Source organism: Mycolicibacterium aichiense (genome assembly GCF_010726245.1).
GTDB lineage: Bacteria > Actinomycetota > Actinomycetes > Mycobacteriales > Mycobacteriaceae > Mycobacterium > Mycobacterium aichiense.
In genome coordinates this window covers 5476869-5496746 of the sequence record NZ_AP022561.1, presented here as the reverse complement: position 1 = coordinate 5496746, position 19878 = coordinate 5476869, and the positions used below count along the sequence as shown (strand labels likewise).

At 68.4% G+C, this 19878-nt stretch carries 14 protein-coding genes; 6 read left to right on the top strand and 8 right to left on the bottom strand.

What is annotated here, in order from left to right:
* The first annotated feature begins 203 nt into the window (after positions 1-203).
* From G6N32_RS26350 to G6N32_RS26340, 3 genes are read left to right on the top strand one after another with little or no spacing between them, the layout of a single operon-like run.
* Positions 204-1526 (top strand): glycosyltransferase, encoded by a 1323-nt coding sequence (locus tag G6N32_RS26350; RefSeq protein WP_172507233.1) that lies wholly within the window; start codon positions 204-206, stop codon positions 1524-1526.
* A gap of 4 nt (positions 1527-1530) precedes the next feature.
* Positions 1531-2742 carry a glucosamine kinase gene (locus tag G6N32_RS26345; protein ID WP_115318210.1) on the top strand — a complete coding sequence of 404 codons (1212 nt, stop codon included), beginning with the start codon at positions 1531-1533 and terminating at the stop codon, positions 2740-2742.
* Positions 2732-3703 carry an SIS domain-containing protein gene (locus G6N32_RS26340; RefSeq protein ID WP_115318211.1) on the top strand — a complete coding sequence of 324 codons (972 nt, stop codon included), beginning with the start codon at positions 2732-2734 and terminating at the stop codon, positions 3701-3703. Before G6N32_RS26345 ends, G6N32_RS26340 begins: the two co-directional genes overlap by 11 nt.
* Position 3704: 1 nt before the next feature.
* Here the strand turns inward: G6N32_RS26340 and G6N32_RS26335 are convergent, their stop codons facing one another.
* The 4 genes from G6N32_RS26335 to G6N32_RS26320 are packed head-to-tail and all read right to left on the bottom strand — an operon-like array spanning position 3705 to position 10655.
* A complete protein-coding gene (locus tag G6N32_RS26335) occupies positions 3705-5171 on the bottom strand; it encodes an AMP-binding protein (protein WP_115318212.1) in 1467 nt (488 codons plus the stop codon).
* Positions 5164-6153, bottom strand: a complete 990-nt coding sequence (locus tag G6N32_RS26330; protein WP_115319006.1) for a phosphotriesterase family protein — start codon at positions 6151-6153, stop codon at positions 5164-5166. Before G6N32_RS26330 ends, G6N32_RS26335 begins: the two co-directional genes overlap by 8 nt.
* 10 nt (positions 6154-6163) lie before the next feature.
* Positions 6164-10435 (bottom strand): alpha-(1->3)-arabinofuranosyltransferase, encoded by a 4272-nt coding sequence (locus G6N32_RS26325; protein WP_115318213.1) that lies wholly within the window; start codon positions 10433-10435, stop codon positions 6164-6166.
* A gap of 46 nt (positions 10436-10481) precedes the next feature.
* Entirely contained in the window at positions 10482-10655 is a 174-nt protein-coding gene (locus G6N32_RS26320; protein WP_071948071.1) for a DUF2613 domain-containing protein, read from the bottom strand.
* 140 nt (positions 10656-10795) lie between these two features.
* Here G6N32_RS26320 and G6N32_RS26315 point away from each other — a divergent pair, with 140 nt between their 5' ends.
* Together G6N32_RS26315 and G6N32_RS26310 are read left to right on the top strand one after the other, a co-directional pair.
* Positions 10796-12007, top strand: coding sequence for a glycoside hydrolase family 3 N-terminal domain-containing protein (locus G6N32_RS26315; protein ID WP_115318214.1), 1212 nt, complete (start codon positions 10796-10798; stop codon positions 12005-12007).
* 51 nt (positions 12008-12058) lie between these two features.
* Complete coding sequence (locus G6N32_RS26310; RefSeq protein ID WP_115318215.1) at positions 12059-12679, top strand: TetR/AcrR family transcriptional regulator; 621 nt, start codon at positions 12059-12061, stop codon at positions 12677-12679.
* A gap of 3 nt (positions 12680-12682) precedes the next feature.
* Here the strand turns inward: G6N32_RS26310 and G6N32_RS26305 are convergent, their stop codons facing one another.
* Entirely contained in the window at positions 12683-13498 is an 816-nt protein-coding gene (locus tag G6N32_RS26305) for a MaoC/PaaZ C-terminal domain-containing protein (protein ID WP_115319007.1), read from the bottom strand.
* Between the two features lie 40 nt (positions 13499-13538).
* Positions 13539-14909, bottom strand: a complete 1371-nt coding sequence (locus G6N32_RS26300) for a 3-oxoacyl-ACP reductase (protein WP_115318216.1) — start codon at positions 14907-14909, stop codon at positions 13539-13541.
* Between the two features lie 66 nt (positions 14910-14975).
* Here G6N32_RS26300 and G6N32_RS26295 point away from each other — a divergent pair, with 66 nt between their 5' ends.
* Positions 14976-16328: an acetyl-CoA C-acetyltransferase gene (locus G6N32_RS26295; protein ID WP_232077353.1), complete on the top strand. Its 1353-nt coding sequence runs from the start codon at positions 14976-14978 to the stop codon at positions 16326-16328.
* 237 nt (positions 16329-16565) lie between these two features.
* On the opposite strand, the gene G6N32_RS26290 is transcribed toward G6N32_RS26295, so the two are convergent.
* Positions 16566-17798, bottom strand: a complete 1233-nt coding sequence (locus G6N32_RS26290; protein ID WP_410432392.1) for an alpha/beta hydrolase family protein — start codon at positions 17796-17798, stop codon at positions 16566-16568.
* A gap of 167 nt (positions 17799-17965) precedes the next feature.
* Complete coding sequence (locus G6N32_RS26285; protein ID WP_115318219.1) at positions 17966-19801, bottom strand: acyl-CoA dehydrogenase; 1836 nt, start codon at positions 19799-19801, stop codon at positions 17966-17968.
* Positions 19802-19878 lie beyond the last annotated feature (77 nt).

Here is a 19878-nt window from a genome sequence, read left to right as displayed (position 1 = left end):
GGTCGCCGGCCGTGTGGAACACGGCAGCGCGGAAGTCCTTCCGATAGCGACGTTAGCTGGCATGACGTCGAAACGGTCCCCCGGTTGCGCCCTCCGTAATATTTGCCACCAGGATGTGATGCTCTCCCGCCGGGCGCCCCGTGCCGGGCCCGCCTGGTGAGCGAAGATCTGTGCCGAAGACGTTGGCTGCCGAAGGGATTGTGATGACCGAGCCGTTGACTGTCATGTTCTGGCCCGAGTCGGCCTACGGTCCCACGAATCAGTGCATCGGTCTGGCCGCGATCCTGCAGGACCGCGGCCATCGCATTGTGTTTGCCGCCGAGAGCTCCTGGGCGGGCAAACTCGCGGCACTGGGCTTCACCGAAGAATTGGTCGATCTCGCCGAACCCGCTGAGGGTGCCGCCGACGAGGATCCCGGCAAATTCTGGACGGACTTCATCGCCGAGACCGCCCCGGAATTTCGCAAGCCGACCGTTTCGCAGCTCGAAACTTTCATCCAGCCGACGTATCAGGCGCTCATCGACGGCGCCAAATATTGCGAGCCGCGGCTGCAGGAGATCGTGGCTGAGCATCAGCCCGACGTGATCGTCGAAGACAACGTGGTGCTGTTCCCGGCGTTGGTGAGTGCAGGCGCGCCGTTCGTGCGGATCGTGTCGTGCAGCCCGCTCGAAGTGCCAGGACCGAACGTGCCGCCGCCGTTCTCCGGCCTGCCCAGTGCCGACCCCACGCAGTGGGACGCCTACCGGGCCGAGTTCGACCGCACCCATCGTGCGATGTGGTCCGACTTCAACTCGTGGGTTCAGCGCCACGGTGCCGGCCCGCTGCCGGATCTGGAGTTCATGCCGCGGGACAACGCCGCCAATCTCTACGTCTATCCGGCCGAGGCCGACTATGTCGACGCACGCCCGCTCGGCGACAGCTGGACGCGGATGGATTCCAGTGTCCGGGAGACCGACGCGGAGTACGAGCTGCCCGCATCGCTGGCCGACCGGCCGGAGTCCAGCGCGTTGATCTATCTGTCGCTGGGATCGCTGGGCGGCGCCGACGTGCAACTCATGCAGCGGCTGGTCGACGTGCTGGCCAAGACCGAGCACCGGTACATCGTGAGCAAGGGCCCGCAGGCGGATCGGATCACGTTGGCCGACAACATGGTCGGCGAGCAGATGTTGCCGCAGACAAAGGTCATCCCGCAGGTTGATCTGGTCATCTCGCACGGCGGCAACAACACGGTGACCGAGACCCTGCACTTCGGCAAGCCGCTGATCGTGCTGCCGCTGTTCTGGGACCAGTACGAAAATGCCCAGCGCGTAGACGAACTCGGCTTCGGTGTGCGGCTCGACACGTATGCCTTCCGCGACGAGGAGCTCATCGCGGCTGTGGACACGATCCTCGCCGACACCGAGCTACGCGACCGGCTGGCCGACATCGGCGCGGCGATCCGGGCCCGGGACGGCCTGCGCGTCGGCGCCGACGTCATCGAGCAGGTGGGTCTGCAGCACCGGAATCGCGACAGCACGTCAGGCTGACCACGTGAGCGGTGACCTCGACTCACTGGATCTGATTGGTGGGAAACGACTTTCGATCGTCACGACCGCGGACGGGTTGACCGCCGAACCGCAGGTCCGCGACTCCGACGGGTCGTGGCGGCGGGCCCGGCCCGGCGACGGTGTCGCCGAGGCGCTGCTCGCGCTACTGGTGGCGGCGCCGGGGGTGTCCGAGATCGGATCTTTCACCGTGCACTCGTGGTCGGCACGGGTCGCGGCGGGCGAGCGGGCGATCACCGTGGATCAGACCAACGAGTCGGTGATCGTGGGTGACGCGGCGGTGGTGAAGTGGGCCGCACATCTGCTGGCCGGCCCTCATCCGGCACCCCGCCGGATCGAGCTGTTGCGCGCCAATGGCTTTCGTCATATGCCGTGCCCGTGGGGGCTGGTCACCTGGCGATCCGAGGACGGCGCGCAGACGCTGGTGGCCGGCGTCGACGAGTATCTGCCCGGTGCCGTCGACGGGTGGACGTGGGCGGTGGACCTGATCGCGGCGGCGGCTGCCGCTCCCGGTGCCCCGGCGGACGAGCTGATGGCAGCGGCCGCTGATGTCGGCGCTGTGATCGCCGAACTGCACGCCGCGCTGGCGTCCACCGCGACCATCGCCTCACCCGCCGACGCGCAGCGGTGGCGGGCGGCGGCAGTAGCGACTCTGGATGAGGCTCGGGCGCAGGCTGATCCGGCGCTCCGGGATCTTCTCGATAGCCGGGCGATCAATGAGATTCTGGCCGATCTCGGCGCAATGGCCGGCACCGCGGTGATCGAGGGTCATGGTGATCTGCATGTCGGCCAGGTGCTGCGGCATCCCGGCGGCTACGCGGTCATCGATTTCGACGGCAACCCGGTGCTGCCGCCCGCCGAGCGGGTCCTGCCGATCCCGGCCGTCCTCGACGTCGCCGGGTTGGCGCAGTCGTTGACCCACGCGGCGATCGTCGCCCGCCGCCACCACCGCGTCGACGAGCAAGCGTTGGCCAGGGTCGAACGGCTGGCCCGTGATCGCTTCACCCGCAGCTACGCCACACACCTGGCCGCACTGGGGCACGGCGAGTTGTACGATCCGGCCTGTCTGCGAGCATTCCGCCTGCAGCAGGTGTTACGGGAAGTCGTCTACGCGGCACGGCATCTGCCGCGCTGGATGTACGTCCCCGAGACCGCCCTACCCATGTTGCTCGACGAAGGGATCGCCGGTGGACCCTGACGGCTTTGCCTCGGACCTGGCCCGTAAGCCCGAGGTGCTGTCTCGGCTCGCCGAGCGCATCGGCGCCGACAATCCCTGGGCGGCAGTCGATCCGGCCACCACGGAACGGGTGGTGTTCCTCGGCATGGGGTCCTCCGCCTACGCCGGGGCCATCGCGGCCGCGCGGTTGCGGGCGCACGGGTTTCTCGCGGCCTCGGAGTTGGCGTCCACGCGTCTGCTGCCGGCCTGGGGACCGGGCACCCTGGTGGTGGCAACCTCGGCGACGGGAGGTTCGGCGGAGACACTGGATGCGCTGAGCCGGCTGCCCGCCGGGGTCACCACGGTGGCGCTGACCAACACTGCAGGATCGTCCATCACCGAATCATGCTCCGCCGTAGTCGATTTGGCCGCTGAGCCCGAGCGCGGCGGGGTGGCCTGCCGCAGCTATCAGCACACGCTGGCACTGCTCATGGCGCTCGAGCTGCACCTGTCCGGGCACGACACCGCCGGCCTGGTCGCGTCGATCGCGACAGCGGCGGAGGCGAGCGCGCACCTGCTCGACACCGAGGCGGCCTGGCGTCCCGAGGTGGCCGACGCGCTGCTCGGGCCGACGGGCACTCACCTGGTCGCACCGGCCCACCGATTCTGCTCTGCGCAGCAGGGTGCGCTGATGCTGCGCGAGGGGCCGCGCCGTCCTGCCGTCGGCTGTGAGACCGGTGACTGGAGCCATGTCGACGTCTACCTCACCAAGACCACCGACTACCGGATGCTGGTGTTCGCCGGCTCGGAGTGGGAGGACCAGATGGCGGAGTGGACGACGTTGCGCGGCACCACCGTTGTCGGGGTCGGCGACACCGTGCCGGGGGCCCGGCTCGAGGTCCGTTACCCCGGCGACGACCACGACGATGTGCGGCTGCTGACCGAAGTGTTGGTGCCCGAGCTGGTTGCGGCCCGCGCCTGGCAGGAGACTGCGAAGGGCTGAGCTAACCCTGCAGCCGGGCGATCACCTGATCCCGAACCGCGGACCGGCGAGCCTTGCCCGCGTCGTCGCGCAACGGGGTGTCCACGAACTCGACCGCGCGCGGCACCTTGTAGTCGGCCAGCCGCTGCGCCACGAACGCCTTGACATCGTCTTCGGTGAGCACGTCACCATCGGTGTGCACCAACGCATATGGCACCTGGCCGAGGTCCTCGTGCGGCACCCCGACGGCCAGGCAGGACAGCACGGCGGGGTGCTCGGACAGCGCGCTCTCGATTTCCGCGGGATACACGTTGCGGCCGCCGACGGTGAACATGTCGACCCGACGGTCGGCCAGATACAGGTAGCCCTCGGCGTCGAACCAGCCGAGATCACCGAGCGAGTCCCAGCCGTCGCGGGACTTGGCGGTGCTGCCGATGTAGCGGTAGGTGGGGCGCGAACCCGGGTTGGGGCGCATGTAGATCTCCCCGAGCACCCCCGGCGGGCATTCGTTGCCGTCGTCGTCGAGCACCTTCATCTCACCGGCCACCACCCGACCGACCGACCCGCGGTGGGTCAGCCACTCCGAACCGCTGATGAACGTCAGAGCCTGAAGTTCGGTGCCGCCGTACAGTTCCCACACCGCGTCCGGTCCGAGCAGGTCGATCCACGCCTGCTTGACGTTCGGCGGGCAGACGGCGGCGACGTGCCACAGCCGCCGCAGCGACGACAGGTCGTAGGCGTCCGGGTTGGCGTGGTAGACCGGCAGCAGTCGCTGCATGATCGTCGGCACGGTGGTCAGGTAGTTCACCCGGTAGTCGGTGATCACCCGCAGGAAGCGCTCCGGGTCGAACCTGGGTAACAGCACCAGGTGCTGCCCGGTCGCCAATGCGATGGTGGCTGAGGTGAAGCCGGTGTTGTGGCTCAGCGGGACCGGCACCAGCTGGGTGTCGGTCGGTTCGTTGCCCATCCCCATCGCCACCAGGTCGGCCGGATACCGGCTGTCCCCGCCGGCCTCGATCAGTTTCGGCCGCCCGGTGCTGCCGCCCGACGCGATCGACTTCCAGGCCGGTGAAACCGTTTCGGGCAGTGGATCATCCAACAGATCGGGACTGCCGGTGAAGTCGGCGGCCACCGACGGCACGATCCCGCGCGGGTCGGCGCGGCCGACCAGCAGTGCGCGCGGCTTCAACTCGAGCAGGCCTTCGAATTCGGCGTCCGGCATCCGCGGCGACAGCGGTTGCGGGATGCCACCGAGCTTCCACACCGCCACCGTCGCCTGCACCCACTCGATCGAGTTGGCCACCGCTATCGTCACGTAATCGCCTTGGCCGACCCCGAGTTCGGCGTAGGCGCGGGCCACCCGGTTCGACGCCGACTCGAGCTGACCGCGGGTGATCGTGCGGCCCTCGCACGACACGGCGGGGAGATCGGGTGCCTCGGCGGCCAGCTGGCTCAGCCGTGCCCCGAGCGCCGGGATCTCGTCACTCATAGGCACCTTGCTTGGCGAAAATGGCGCGGGGGTTGTCCACCAGCATGGTGGTGATCTGTTCGTCGGTCACCCCGCGCCGGCGTAGCGCGGGAAGCACATCGTTGTGGATGTGCCGGAAATGCCAGTTGGGCATGGCCACCGGAATGACCTCCTCCGGCAGCCAGTCGATGTAGCAGGACGCGTCGTGGGACAGCACCATCTTGTCGGCGTGCCCGCGTTCGCACATCCGCACGACGGTGTCGACGCGGTCGTCGAAGGGCAGGAAGCCGTCCAGGCCGAACCGGTCCATGCCGAGATAGGAGCCCGCGGCGATCAGCTCCTCGAGGTAGCCCAGGTCGGTGGTGTCGCCGCTGTGCCCGATGATCACCCGGCTCAGGTCGACGCCCTCTTCGGCGAAGATGCGTTGCTGCTCGAGACCGCGTCGGCTCATGGCGTGCGTGTGGGTGGTGATCGGCACCCCGGTCTGCTTGTGCGCCTGGGCGACCGCACGCAACACTCGCTCGACCCCCGGGGTTACGCCTGGTTCGTCGGTGGCGCACTTGAGGATTCCCGCTTTGACGCCGGTGTCGGCGATTCCCTCGGTGATGTCGCGGACAAACAGTTCGGTCATGATCTCCGGACCCTCCAGCAGTGTTCCCGGGCCGCTGAAGTGGAAGTACATCGGGACGTCGTTGTAGGTGTAGATCCCGGTGGCCACCACGATCTGGAGGTCGGTCTGTGCGGCCACCCGCTGGATGCGCGGAATGTAGCGGCCCAGTCCGATGACCGTCGGATCGACGATGGTGTCCACCCCGAGTGCCTTCAGCTCGTTGAGCTTGGTGACGGCGTCGGCTTCGCGGGCGTCGCCGTCACCCCAGCCTTCGGGATAGTTGGCCATGATTTCCTGCGACAGGATGAAGACGTGTTCGTGCATGAACACCACACCCAGGTCGCTGGTCGAGACCGGGCCTCGCACGGTGTCGACCTGTGACGGCTCTGTCATGGGTGACACCCTAACGGGAAATGCTTGTGTCCTCGGTGGTTTCGCTGTCAGTTCGGGGCGGTCGAGGACGTATGGCGGAGGCGGCCAGTGCACCCACTGCGATCAGCGCCAGCAGCTGGACCCAGGGGGAGTGGCCGATGTAGCCGTCGACGGATCGCCACGGGTAGCGCGAAAGCAGCGCGCCCGCGGCGATCAGCCCGCAGGCACTGGCTGCCAACGTCAGCCGGTCGCGTAGCAGGGCCCGGCCTCGTAGCAGGTAGCCGAGCAGCATCGCGGTCCCGAACACCGCCAGCCCGCCCACGCCCGCGATCAAGCCACCGGCGGCCAGCACCCCGGCGCCGGCCAGCAGGGGGACGGCCCTGGGCCGGGCCGGCTCGTACGCCGTCGTCGGCCGTCGCGGCGGCACCAGCGTCAGCAGCAGGAGCAGCGGCAGCAGGGACAGGCCAACAGCCAGACCGACCCGGTAGAACCGGTTGGACGGGAAGCTGACCGTGACGGTGCCCTGTTCACCGGCAGGCACCACCCAGCCTTGCTGCCAGCCGTTGACGATGACCGGTGTGAGCGTGACCCCGTCCGGCAGTCGGGCCACCCAGCCGGGGTTCACGCTCTCCGGCACCACCAGTACGCGTGCGGTGGGCGCCCGGCTGACGTTGAACTCCCGGCGGTCGGCACCCCACCTGGTGATGTCGGCGGGAGTTGTTGCCGCGGTGGTGATCTGGCTTGCCAGTGGGCCGGATAGCTGGACGCCGTCCACCACGAACGCCGAGCCGGGGCTGATCAGCAGCTCCTGCTGGCCTGCGGGCAGAGCGATCGGCGCCGGGTCGCACGCGCGGGCCGGGACGGGTTCACCGTCCAGCAGGGCGCCGACGGTGGTGGTCACCGAGGTCTGTACGAACCGGCCGGAGACGGCGACGATCGGTCCCTGGCCACAGGGGATCTCGATGGTGCGTTTGCGATTGGCGGCCGCGTCTGCCGCGGCGACGGGCTTGCCGTCGGGGCCCAACACCCCCACCTCGGCCAGTCCTGGTGGCTTGAGCTGATCGAAACCCAATGCGGTGCGGTCGATCACGTCATTCCAGTCCAGCAAGCTGATCCCGATGGTGTCGGTCAGCCGCGGACGCAGCGGCACGGTTTGCGGGCCGGCTTCCGGTCCGCCGTCCAGCCGGCGCACCTGTGGGCCGTCACCGAGGTCGACGGCCACCATTGTGGGATGGGTCGGCAGCGCCGACGAACTCGGGGTCAGGACCAGCCCGGTGACCTCGGTCGGCTTCGGGAGGGTCACCGTCAGGGTGGGGGCACTGCGATGCTGCACGACGTTCTGCGGTGCCGTCCACGAGGTGCGCGGGTCGCCATCGGTTGCGGCATAGGCGGATCCGTCGACGTCGATCAGGTCGGCGTCGGCGCGTGAGCGGACGGTGCCCGGCTGGGCGATGAGGTCCGCCAGGTGCGGTCCCTGTCGGGCGCGTACCCAGACCGTCGGGGTGACGTCGATCGGCTTGGGCACGGTCAGCGTGCGACTCAGAGTGACCGGTTCCTCGGGAGCCTGCGACATCGACGCTGCGCAGTGCACGCCGTCGGGGGAATCCGCACAGCCTTGCCTGCCGAGCAGTTCGGAGCCCAGATCCCACGCGGCAATCGCAGACCCACCCGGCGGGCCGGGCACGACGACGGTGTGCCTGATGTCGACGGGATGGGCGAATCCGGAGGCGTCGAACTGGGTCACCGACAGATCGGTGATGCCGAACTGCACGCCCGACGAGCCGTCGTCGGTGCCGATCGCGGTGATCCGGACCCACGGCGACTCGCCGTAGGGCAGCGCCACCGTGAGCGGTTTGCCCGGTTCGTCGAAACGCACTGTGGTGGTTCCGTTTTCGGTGGACACCTGCAATCTGCGGACCTGGGCCCCGACGGCTGTGGCGCTCGGGGTGATCGTCAGCGTCGCATTGGTGACCGGATGGTCGAAGTCGACCTGCAGCCACTGGCCGATCGCGGCCTGCAACGAGTTGGACACCCACGCGGTGGCCGAGTCACCGTCGATGGCCGCGGCCGGTCCGCTGGCCGGCGCGACGTTGGGCAGCGCGGTGGCGTCCGACGACGAGCTCGACGCGGACAGCCGCCCTCCGGTCCAGGCACCGTGGACGGGCCGGGCACCGGGAACCGGGTAGTCGGGCACCCGGTTGAAGGTGTTGCGGTGGTCGCCCTCGGCCCGGGCGGCCGACGAGTGATCGTCGACCCGGCCGTAGTCGGTTTCCCGGTCGACGGGGGTGTCTGTCACGGTGACCACCGGCACCGGAAGCCCGGCACGCTGGGCGTCCGAGGTCAGCAGCATCGGGCCGAGCGGGGGCAGCCCGAGCAGCCTGCGGCGTTCGTCGATGCGCAACAGCACCTCGGGACCGCCGTCTATCCGGGCCATCCGGCTGGCATCGGTCAGGTATGGTGACGCCGGGTTGCCCTGGGCGCCAACATGATAGATCTCGACGGCGGGATAGCGCGGCCGCAGGCCGCTGTCGCTGATGAAGCCATCGAGGGTGCCCGGTCCGACCGGGTCACCGAACTGTGCCACCTTCTGCAGACCCGGCGATCCGTCGATGGCGCGGTGCACCAGCAGCGGGCGGGCCGAGCGCGACTTGTCGGGGTCCAGGTCGTTGCGGACCACCACGTAGGAGATGCCCTGGCGGGCCAGCGTGTCGGCCAGCCCCGCCGACGGCCGGCCCGCGGCGAACAGCCGCTGCACCGAATCCAGCGCGCGAATCGTCTGCGGGGGAGTCAGCGGGATGGAATCCCGGACCCCCCAAGGGCTTTCGCCGAGCACCTGCAGCGGCTCATCGTGGCTGTTGCCCCAGACCTGGGTGGCGAACGGCGCACCGGGAACCACCAGCACCCGGCCCGGTGTCGGCTGACCGGTGTTGTTCTTGGTCAGCCAGTCCGCCGCCTGGTGCCAGTAGTCCGGGATCGCGCGGAATGCACCGGGCGGGGTGAGCCGGCCGGTCCAGGCCATCGACGTGGCAACCATGAGCGCGGCCATCACGACGATGCCGACCGCCACCCGTTTGTCGTTCTCGGGATGTGCGAACGCGCGCAGCCAGACCGGCCGCGGCGCGCTGCCGGGCAGCGGGATTCGGCTGAGCAGGTGTGCCAGCCCCAGCACCAGCGGAAGACGGATCACCGGCTCGAGCTTGTGCACGTTGCGCAGCGGGGCGCCCGCCGCGTCGAGGAAGGCTTGCACGTGCTGCGCCACCGGCGAGCCGAGTCCCCCGGAGTAGCCGAGGCCCAGCAGCACCACACCGATGAGCAGCATGACGATCAGCCGGCCGCGGGCCGGCATCGATCGCAGCGCCAGCCCCGCCATGCCACCCGCCGCGACGAGAGTGGTGGCCAGCACCATGGCGGGTTGGGTCACCAGCTCGGCCGCGGCGGTGGCGTTCGGCGAGACGAACGGCGTCCAGCTGTCGGTGCCGCGCAGCATCTCGGTCAGCGACGCCCACTGCGTGGTGACCCCGGATGACTCGATGAAGTCCAGGAACGGCGGACTGATCCGGCCCAGCAGCAGCAGCGCGACCACCCACCAGGTGACCGCCAGCGCCGAGGCCAGCGCCCACCAGGCGCTGAACCGCAGCCAGACCCGGTTGGGCCGGTGACACAGCCACCAGATGATCGCGGGCAGGCAGCCGGTGAGCGTCGCGACGGCGTTGACCGCGCCCATCAACGCCAGCGCCAGACCGGCCCGGCCCGCCAGTATCCGCAGCGATCTGCTTCTGCCCGATGTCCCAGGCCCGGCGGCTCCGGCACCGCCGCGCAGCGCCAGGATCACCGGCAGCAGCACCCACGGCGCCAGCATCATCGGCAGCGTCTCCGATGAGATCGATCCCAGCGTCGTCAGCACCCGCGGGGACAGGGCGAACGCCAGAGCACCGATGATGCGTGATGACCGGCTCCCGATGCCGAGAGCCTCGGCCACCCGCAACAAACCCCAGAATCCGGCGGTCAGCAGCAACGCCCACCACAGCCGCTGGGTGACCCAGCCGGGCACCCCGAGGGTGTCGCCGAGCAGGAAGAACGCCCCGTGCGGGAAGAGGTAGCCGTACGCCTGGTTCTGCGCCTGCCCGAACGGCAGGTCGCTGTTCCACAGGTTGGCCGCGCGGGCGAGGAACCGCAGCGGGTTGGCGGTCAGGTCGAGCTTGGTGTCCGGCGAGATCAGTCCCGGCGACTGGGCGAAGCACAACACCAGCGCGACGAGGAAGACACAGGAGAGCCAACGCCGCGATAGCGGCGGGGTCGTGATGGGCGCCTCCGGGACCGCGGGGGAGGCGGCGGTGAGCGTGCTCAGGCTAGCCGCGGTTGCCGTACTCGACGCGGTTCAGCACCGACGACGCCGGGTCGCCGGGCGACAGCGGCGGCTTGGTGTCCTGCTGGATCATCAACGTCACGCCGAAGATCGCGGCGGCTCCGAGCAGCAGACCGACCACGATGCTGGCGGCGGCAGGAACCACGAACCGGGTCATGGTCGCTTCTCCTCGCGGTGCTGGGACGTGCAGATCATCGGGTGAAGACCTTGCAATGTCAGGGGTGAATACCCGCTGGCAAACCTAGCACGCGGCCAACCTTGGTTGGCCCTCGGCGAGGGCCGTGACAGCATGTGCGGATGCCTAACCGCCTGTTCTCGATTCGCGGAGTCGCGGCCCTGTCGGCACTACCCCTGCTGCTCGTCGGCTGCTCAGGGACCGCTTCGCGCCCGGCGGCGTCGTCTTCGGGCCCGGTCAGCACGCCGTCGTCGGCCAGCTCGGTGCCGTTGGCCGGACCGGTCCCGGCGCCCGCTTCCCCGGCGCCGCCGGCGTGCGGCGACGGCCCCGGGTTGCTCAGTGCGATGTCGACCCGCGACAAGCTCGCCCAGGTGCTGATGGTCGGGGTCAAGGGCGCCGCCGATGCGCGCAACGTGGTGGACACCTATCACGTCGGCGGCATCTTCATCGGCAGCTGGACCGACCTGTCGATGCTGACCGACGGGTCGCTGCCCGACTACGCCAACGCCGGCCCGCTCCCGCTGGCGGTCAGCGTCGACGAAGAGGGCGGCCGCGTCGAGCGGCTGACGTCGCTGATCGGCGACGCCCCGTCGGCGCGGGTGCTGGCGCAGACCCAAACCGCCGATCAGGTGTACCAGCTGGCACTGGACCGCGGGAAGAAGATGCGCGGCCTCGGCATCACCATCGACTTCGCGCCGGTCGTCGACGTCACCGACGCCCCGGACGACACCGTCATCGGCGACCGGTCGTTCTCCGACGACCCGGCGAAGGTGACCGAGTACGCCGGTGCCTACGCCCGCGGTCTGCGCGACGCCGGCCTGCTCCCGGTGTTGAAGCACTTCCCCGGCCACGGGCACGGCTCGGGCGACTCGCACACCGCCGGGGCGGTCACCACCCCGCCGCTGGACGCTCTGATGACAGACGACCTCGTTCCTTACCGCACGTTGACCACGGAAGCGCCCGTCGCTGTCATGGTCGGCCACCTCGAGGTGCCGGGGCTGACCGGGACGACGCCGGCCAGCCTGAGTGCCGCGGCGGTGGGGCTGCTGCGCAGCGGCGGCTACGGCGGCCCGGGCTTCGACGGCCCGGTCTTCAGCGACGACCTGTCCAGCATGGCGGCCATCGCCGACCGGTACGGGGTCGCCGAGGCGGTGCTGCGCAGCCTGCAGGCCGGCACCGACGTGGCGCTGTGGGTGACCACCGACGAGGTGCCCGCGGTGCTTGACCGGCTCGAGAAAGCGGTCAATGCGGGTGAACTGTCGCTGCCCGCCATCGAGACTTCGGTGTTGCGGATGGCGCGTCTGAAAGGGCAAAGTCCCCGCTGCGGCGGTTAGCCTGAGAGATCACGCACACAGCGATGCGGGGGTCTGGCGGAAGGCGGTGATATGGCTGGTGGCACCAAGCGGTTGCCCCGTGCCGTGCGGGAGCAGCAGATGCTCGACGCCGCTGTACAGATGTTCTCGGTCAACGGCTATCACGAGACCTCGATGGACGTCATCGCCGGTGAGGCGCAGATCTCCAAGCCGATGCTGTATCTGTACTACGGCTCCAAAGAAGAGCTGTTCGGGGCGTGCCTGGCCCGCGAACTGAGCCGCTTCATCGAAGCGGTGCGTGAGGACATCGACCTCAAGCAGAGCCCACATGACCTGTTGCGCAGCGTGATTCTGTCGGTGCTGCGCTACATCGACGCCAACCGGGCGTCCTGGATCGTGCTCTACACCCAGGCGACCAGCTCTCAGGCGTTCTCGCACACCGTCCGCGAGGGCCGCGAGAAGATCATCGACATGGTGGCCCGGCTGCTGGAGGCCGGCACTCGACACCCTGAGCCCGGCACCGACTTCCACATGATGGCTGTCGCCCTGGTGGGCGCCGGTGAAGCGGTCGCGGCCCGCGTCAGCGCAGGCGACGCCGACGTCGACGAGGCCGCCGACATGCTGATCAACCTGTTCTGGCGCGGCCTCAAGGGTGCCCCGTCGGACAAGGAAGCCTCAGCGGCCAGCTCCTGATCGCTAGAGCCCGCGAACCGTTCCGGTGAGGTGCGGGTATCCCTTGCTCAGGTTGCGCATCGAGATGTCCCACCCATCGGTGACCCGGTCGACGTAGAGCCCGGCGGTCGCCGGCAGGATCACCGGCTTGCCGAACTTCACCGAGTAGCGGACCGCGTCCGGAATCTGTGCCTCGATGTTGGCCAAAACTGCTGCGGCACTGAACATCCCGTGTGCGATTACGGTGGGGAAGCCGAACAGTTTGGCACCCACTGACGTGGTGTGGATCGGATTGTGGTCCCCGCCGATCGAGGCGTAACGCCGGATCTGGGCGGGGCTGATCCGCAGGATCGCATTGGGCGGGGGCAGCTTCGGCCGCTTGGGCGGCTCGGGCTTGGGTCCACCGGACAGGCTGGTGCGCTGCTGGTGCAGGAATGTCGTGACCTGATGCCAGGCGTGCTCGTTGCCCACGTGGATGTCGGCGATGACGTCGACCAGCAGGCCCTTGCGATGCTCCCGGAGGTTCTCGGCGTGCACCGCGAGCTTGACGGTGTCGGTGACCGCGATCGGGCGGTACCGGGTGATCTCGTTCTCCACGTGGACCGCACCCATGGCGGCGAACGGGAAGTCGAAACCGGTGATGAGCGACATCACGGTGGGAAACGTCAGCACGAACGGATAGGTCAGCGGCACGGTGTCGCCGAAGCGCAGGCCGGTGACCGCCGCGTAGGCGGCGACGTTGGACGGATCGATGGCCAGTTCATCGACCGTCAGGGTGCGGTTGGGCAGGTGGTCGCTGCGGGGGATGAACGGCAGCGAACCCGCCGCGGCGCGCAGCATGTTGCGCAGTCCGCTCGGCTGTTCGGTCACGGTGCTCACCCTAGGCTCCCAGCATCGCCTGGCCGCAGACTCGGATCGTATTGCCGGTCACGGCATTCGACGCGGGGCTGGCGAAGTAGGCGATGGTCTCGGCGACGTCGACCGGCTTGCCGCCCTGATACAGCGAGTTCAGCCGGCGGCCGACCTCGCGGGTGGCCAGCGGGATCGCCGCGGTCATCGCGGTCTCGATGAATCCCGGTGCGACGGCGTTGATCGTGATGCCCTTGTCGGCCAGCGACGGCGCCAGCGCCTCGGTGAGGCCGATCATGCCGGCCTTGGTGGCCGCGTAGTTGGTCTGGCCGCGGTTTCCGGCGATCCCGGCCATCGAGGACAGCCCGATGATCCGCCCGCCCTCACCGATGCTGCCGTTCTCGATCAAGCCTTCAGTAAGGCGTTGCGGCGCAAGAAGATTCACCGCGACGACGGCATCCCAGCGGGCATCGTCCATGTTGGCCAGCAGCTTGTCGCGGGTGATGCCTGCGTTGTTGACCAGGATGTCGGCCCGGCCCCCGTTGTGCTCGGAGTAGTGCTCGCGCAGATGCTCGGTGATCTTGTCGACCGCATCCTCGGCGGTGACATCCAGCGCCAGGGCGGTGCCGCCCACCTTCACAGCGGTCTCGCTCAACGCATCACGCGCACTCTCGACGTCGATCGCGACGACCTTGGCGCCGTCGCGGGCGAACACCTCGGCGATCGTGGCGCCGATGCCGCGGGCCGCGCCGGTGACGATCGCGACCTTGCCGTCCAGCGGCTTGTCCCAGTCGGCGGGCGGGGTGGAATCCGCCGCGCCCACATAGAAGACCTGCCCGTCGACGTAGGCCGACTTCCCCGACAGCAGGAACCGCAGCGTCGACTCCAGTCCTGTTGCGGCGGGTTTGGCCGCGGGTGACAGGTAGACGAGCGAGACGGTGGCACCGTGGCGCACCTCCTTGCCCAGGGACCGGGTGAATCCTTCGAGGGCGCGCTGGGCGATGCGCTCGTTGGCGCTGCCCGCCTCGTCGGGAGTGGTACCGATCACGACAATGCGACCCGAGTGGCCGAGGTTGCGCAGCAGCGGGGTGAAGAACTCGTAGAGCCCGCGCAGCCCGACCGGCTCGGTGATGCCGGTGGCGTCGAAGACGAGCCCGCCGAACGAGTCGGCCCAGCGGCCGCCCAGATTGTCGGCGACCACGTCGTAGTCCTCGGCCAGCGCGGCGCGCAGCGGCTCGACCACCCGGCCGTCACCGCCGATCAGCAGCGAGCCGGCCAGCGGCGGCTCGCCGGCTTTGTAGCGGCGCAGCGTCTCGGGTTGCGGAATGCCGAGCTGCTTGGCCAGCAGGGAGCCCGGCGCTGAGTTGACGATCTGCGAGAAGAGGTCGGAAGCCACGAACATGCCTTTCGAGTTGCGATGCGGGTGGACCGGGAACGAACTTACTCCAGAGTAAGGACCGTGTTTAGTATGGGTGGGTATACCCCCTCTCAAACCGAACCCAAAGGGGAGATTGACGTGGCCTCTACCACTAGAAACAGCCGCCGGGTCGCCGTGATCGGCGGCAACCGCATTCCGTTCGCGCGCTCCGACGGCGCCTACGCGCAGGCATCCAACCAAGACATGTTCACCGCCGCCCTCGGTGGCCTGGTGGACCGTTTCGGCCTGGCCGGCGAGCAGCTTGGTGCGGTGATCGGCGGCGCGGTGCTCAAGCACAGCCGCGACTTCAACCTGATGCGTGAGAGCGTGCTCGGCAGCCAACTCTCGCCGTACACCCCGGCGATCGATCTGCAGCAGGCCTGTGGGACCGGTCTGCAGGCCGCCATCGCCGCCGCCGACGGTATCGCCGCCGGGCGCTACGAGACTGCGGCCGCGGGTGGGGTGGACACCACCTCCGACGCCCCGATCGGCCTCGGCGACGAACTCCGTCGCACCCTGCTCAATCTGCGCCGGTCCAAGTCGAACGTCGACCGGCTCAAGCTGGTCGGCAAGCTGCCCGCCTCCCTCGGCATCGAGATCCCGACCAACGGCGAGCCGCGGACCGGGCTGTCGATGGGCGACCACGCCGCGATCACCGCCAAGCAGATGGGGATCAAGCGTGTCGACCAGGACGAGCTGGCCGCCGCCAGCCACCGCAACATGGCCGCCGCGTACGACGCCGGCTTCTTCGACGATCTCGTCAGTCCCTTCCTGGGGCTGTACCGGGACAACAATCTGCGGGCCGACTCCAGCGCCGAGAAGCTGGCCAAGCTCAAGCCGGTGTTCGGTGTGCGCAACGGCGACGCGACGATGACGGCGGGCAACTCGACTCCGCTCACCGACGGCGCCTCGGTGGTACTGCTCGCCAGCGATGAGTGGGCAACATCACACTCGCTGACTCCGCTGGCCTACTTCGTCGATTCCGAGACCGCCGCGGTCGACTACGTCAACGGCGCCGACGGCCTGCTGATGGCACCCACGTACGCGGTGCCTCGCCTGCTCGCTCGTAACGGCCTGACCTTGCAGGACTTCGACTTCTACGAGATCCACGAGGCGTTCGCGTCCGTGGTGCTGGCCCACCTGCAGGCGTGGGAGTCCGAGGAGTACTGCAAGGAGCGCCTCGGCTTGGACAGTGCACTGGGCCGCATCGACCGCTCCAAGCTCAACGTCAACGGCTCCTCGCTCGCGGCCGGCCATCCGTTCGCCGCGACCGGCGGCCGGATCGTTGCGCAGCTGGCGAAACAACTGGCGGAAAAGCACAAGGAGACGGGTCAGCCGGTGCGCGGATTGATCTCCATTTGCGCTGCTGGCGGCCAGGGCGTGACCGCGATTCTCGAGGCGTAGAAAAAAATCGAAAAAAGTTTCCGTGGGTTTGTAACGAACCCGTTCGGGATACAGATGTAGTGGATAGCTCCGTGTTGCCGTCTGACCCCCCGACCCGACGGCAACACGGGGCATCCTCTTTGTTTGTGTGCTTTCTAGTGCACAAACAGAGGACCGCCGCTGGACAAGAGGGGATTCCAGCGGCGGTCTCTACGAGGCCCAAGATTGGTCCTGCGTACCGCTGGAGACTTCTCTCCGCTAGCCCCGGTCGACGAGCCCTGACTGCACGAGCGCGGCGTCCACGAACTGCTGGACCGGACGGGCTTGGAAGAAGCCGGTATGCCCGCCGCGGTACCAGCCGATGTCCGGTCGGCCCCAGTGCTCCCACAGTCCCAGGACCTGCTCGCGCGGGTGCACGATCCGGTCGGCGACGCCGGCGTAGATGAACCGGCCCTCCGGAGCGACCTTCGGTTGGAGCGACAGCGGCGAGATCATGTCGCCGATCGGTGCGGCCAGCTCCAGGGTCCGGTGCCGCGGATCGTCGACGCTCAGTCCGGCGTGCCTGCCCAGGATCGACACCAGGTTGGCCGGCGGCACCCCGAGGATGGCGCAGGTCAGATCGTCGTCGAGGCTGGCGACCAGGGCCGCGATATAACCGCCCAGCGAGATGCCGTTCACCCCGATGCGCGCGTCGGGTTGCTGCGACCTGATCCAGGCCAGCACCCGTCGGACGTCCCATACCGCCTGCGCGGTGGCATGAACGTCGTCCATCACGTCCTCGCCGGGGAACACCGCACCCTTGGGCAGACCTTTGGCGCGCGGGCCGTGCATCGGCAGCACCGGCAGGATCACGTTGAGGCCGAATGCCTCGTGCAGGTGCCACGCCCGGAACAACGTGAGGTCGAGGTTCACGCGGCCCATCTCGGTGCCGTGGATGCACACCAGCCACGGCCGGGGCTCGCTGTGGCGCAGCATCAGTGCGTACTCGCGACGGTTGCCGGTGTAGCTCAGCCAACGCTGGCGGCCGGGTTCCCGGGCGTAGGGCGTGTATCCGCTGTCGAACGACATCCGCTCGTGCGTGCGGTTGCCTTTGCCGAACGAGCGGATCGAGACAGTGGTCGGCGTGGGCGGTGCGGCGAAAAATCCTTCCGGCCTGGCCAGCCAGCCCTGCTTGCCGTAGAAGTCGATGGCTTTGACGACTTCGGCGTTGATCTTGTCGTAGACCGTCGCGTCGCTGAGCGGGCGGCGCATGCGCAGGCCGACCAGCACGATCTCGTCCCGCAGGGCGTGGGTGGCCAGCGATAGCGTCGGTCGCGCGACGGGCAACTCGCCACTACCGCCTTCGAGGTATGCGCCCCAGGAGCGTGCGTAGTATCCAGCGGTCTTGGTGAACGGCGCGACAATATTCGCCAGCGGCGCACCGGCGCCCGGCTTCTTGCCGGTAGGCGCGGAATGCGCGGGAATTGCATCGTTGCTGTCGAGCATTGCCATTCCTCGAATGTAGCGGATGCCCAGCAAACTGCCAGGGCCCGAGGTCCCGATATGAGTCCAGCGGGGCGCTCAGCTGGCACAAAGAGTCGAAAGTCCCCGGTCGATGGGCCCCGAAACGCCAACGGCTCCGAGACCCGAAGGTCCCGGAGCCGTTGTGCGGGGATAACTCAGAATGCTGCTTCGTCGAGCTCCATGATCTCGTTGTCGATCGTCTCGATCACCTGGCGAGTGCTGGTCAGCTGCGGCAGCATGTTCTTCGCGAAGAACGACGCGACCGCGATCTTGCCCTCGTAGAAGGAGGCGTCGGCACCGCTGGCTCCGGCGTCGAGCGCCGCGATGGCCACCGCGGCCTGGCGCTGCAGCAACCAGCCGATGACCAGGTCGCCGACGCTCATCAGGAAGCGGACCGAGGCCAGCCCCACCTTGTAGATGCTGGCGGCATCCTCCTGCGCGGCCATCAGGTAGCCGGTCATGGAGGCGGCCATACCCTGGACGTCCTCGAGGGCCTTGGCCAGCAGCTCGCGCTCCGACTTCAGCCGGCCGTTACCCGACTCGTTGGAGATGAACGCCTCGATCTGGCCGGCCACGTGCGCCAGCGCAACACCCTTGTCGCGCACGATCTTCCGGAAGAAGAAGTCCTGCGCCTGAATGGCGGTGGTGCCCTCGTAGAGCGAGTCGATCTTGGCGTCGCGGATGTACTGCTCGACCGGGTAGTCCTGCAGGAAGCCGGAGCCACCAAAGGTCTGCAGGCTCTCGGTCAGCTTGGCGTAGGCCTGCTCGGAACCGACACCCTTGACGATCGGCAGCAGCAGATCGTTGACCTTGACCGACAGTTCGGCGTCGACGCCGTGCAGCGCCGCGGCGACCTCAGCGTCCTGGTAGGTCGCGGTGAACATGTACAGCGAGCGCAGTCCCTCGGCGTAGGCCTTCTGGGTCATCAGGCTGCGGCGGACGTCGGGGTGATGGGTGATGGTGACCCGCGGCGCGGTCTTGTCGGTCATCTGGGTCAGGTCGGCACCCTGCACGCGCTCCTTGGCGTACTCCAGGGCGTTCAGGTAGCCGGTCGACAGCGTGGCAATAGCCTTGGTGCCCACCAGCATTCGCGCCATCTCGATGACATCGAACATCTGGGCGATGCCGTCGTGAACCTCGCCGACGAGCCAGCCCTTGGCCGGCACCCCGTGCTGGCCGAAGGTCAGCTCACAGGTGGTGGAGACCTTCAGGCCCATCTTGTGCTCGACATTGGTGACGAAAGCGCCGTTGCGCTCGCCGAGCTCACCGGTCTCGGGATCGAAGTGGAACTTCGGCACGAAGAACAGCGACAGGCCCTTGGTGCCCGGGCCCGCGCCCTCGGGGCGGGCGAGCACCAGGTGGAAGATGTTCTCGAACATGTCGTCGGAATCGGCCGAGGTGATGAACCGCTTCACGCCGTCGATGTGCCACGAACCGTCGTCCTGCTTGACGGCCTTGGTGCGTCCGGCGCCGACGTCGGAGCCGGCATCCGGCTCGGTGAGCACCATGGTCGAGCCCCAGCCGCGCTCGGCGGCGAGGACGGCCCACTTCTTCTGCTCCTCAGTGGCCAGCTTGTAGAAGATGCTGGAGAAACCTGCGCCACCGGCGTACATCCAAACCGCCGGGTTGGCGCCGAGCACGTGCTCGGCCAGCGCCCAGACCAGGGCGCGGGGGACCGGCGTGCCGCCGAGCTCCTCCTCGATACCGACCTTGTCCCAGCCCGCTTCGGTCACGGCGTGAACGGACTTCTTGAACGCCTCCGGCAACTTCACGGAGTGGGTCTCGGGATCGAAGACCGGCGGGTTGCGGTCACCCTCGACGAACGATGCGGCGACCGGGCCTTCGGCCAGCCTGCTCATTTCCTGCAGCATCTCGCGCGCCGTGTCGGCGTCTACATCGCTGTAGCTGCCCTGGCCGAGCGCCTTCTCGAGACCGAAGACCTCGAACAGGTTGAATACCTGGTCGCGCACGTTTGACTTGTAATGGCTCATGACGGCTCCTCCTCAGCGAGAATGTCATCTGAATTTGGGCTTTGTGGTTGAGTACTTCGGTCTAAGTTACCCACCAG

Bases quoted from the DNA above. Each gene is read 5' to 3' on its own strand.
- G6N32_RS26300 (WP_115318216.1), bottom strand. From the start codon at position 14,909: ATGTTCGTGGCTTCCGACCTCTTCTCGCAGATCGTCAACTCAGCGCCG.
- G6N32_RS26310 (WP_115318215.1), top strand. From the start codon at position 12,059: ATGGCTGGTGGCACCAAGCGGTTGCCCCGTGCCGTGCGGGAGCAGCAG.
- G6N32_RS26290 (WP_410432392.1), bottom strand. From the start codon at position 17,798: ATGGCAATGCTCGACAGCAACGATGCAATTCCCGCGCATTCCGCGCCT.
- G6N32_RS26295 (WP_232077353.1), top strand. From the start codon at position 14,976: ATGGGTGGGTATACCCCCTCTCAAACCGAACCCAAAGGGGAGATTGAC.
- G6N32_RS26330 (WP_115319006.1), bottom strand. From the start codon at position 6,153: ATGACAGAGCCGTCACAGGTCGACACCGTGCGAGGCCCGGTCTCGACC.
- G6N32_RS26335 (WP_115318212.1), bottom strand. From the start codon at position 5,171: ATGAGTGACGAGATCCCGGCGCTCGGGGCACGGCTGAGCCAGCTGGCC.
- G6N32_RS26315 (WP_115318214.1), top strand. From the start codon at position 10,796: ATGCCTAACCGCCTGTTCTCGATTCGCGGAGTCGCGGCCCTGTCGGCA.
- G6N32_RS26320 (WP_071948071.1), bottom strand. From the start codon at position 10,655: ATGACCCGGTTCGTGGTTCCTGCCGCCGCCAGCATCGTGGTCGGTCTG.
- G6N32_RS26285 (WP_115318219.1), bottom strand. From the start codon at position 19,801: ATGAGCCATTACAAGTCAAACGTGCGCGACCAGGTATTCAACCTGTTC.
- G6N32_RS26305 (WP_115319007.1), bottom strand. From the start codon at position 13,498: ATGCTGCGCGCCGCGGCGGGTTCGCTGCCGTTCATCCCCCGCAGCGAC.
- G6N32_RS26350 (WP_172507233.1), top strand. From the start codon at position 204: ATGACCGAGCCGTTGACTGTCATGTTCTGGCCCGAGTCGGCCTACGGT.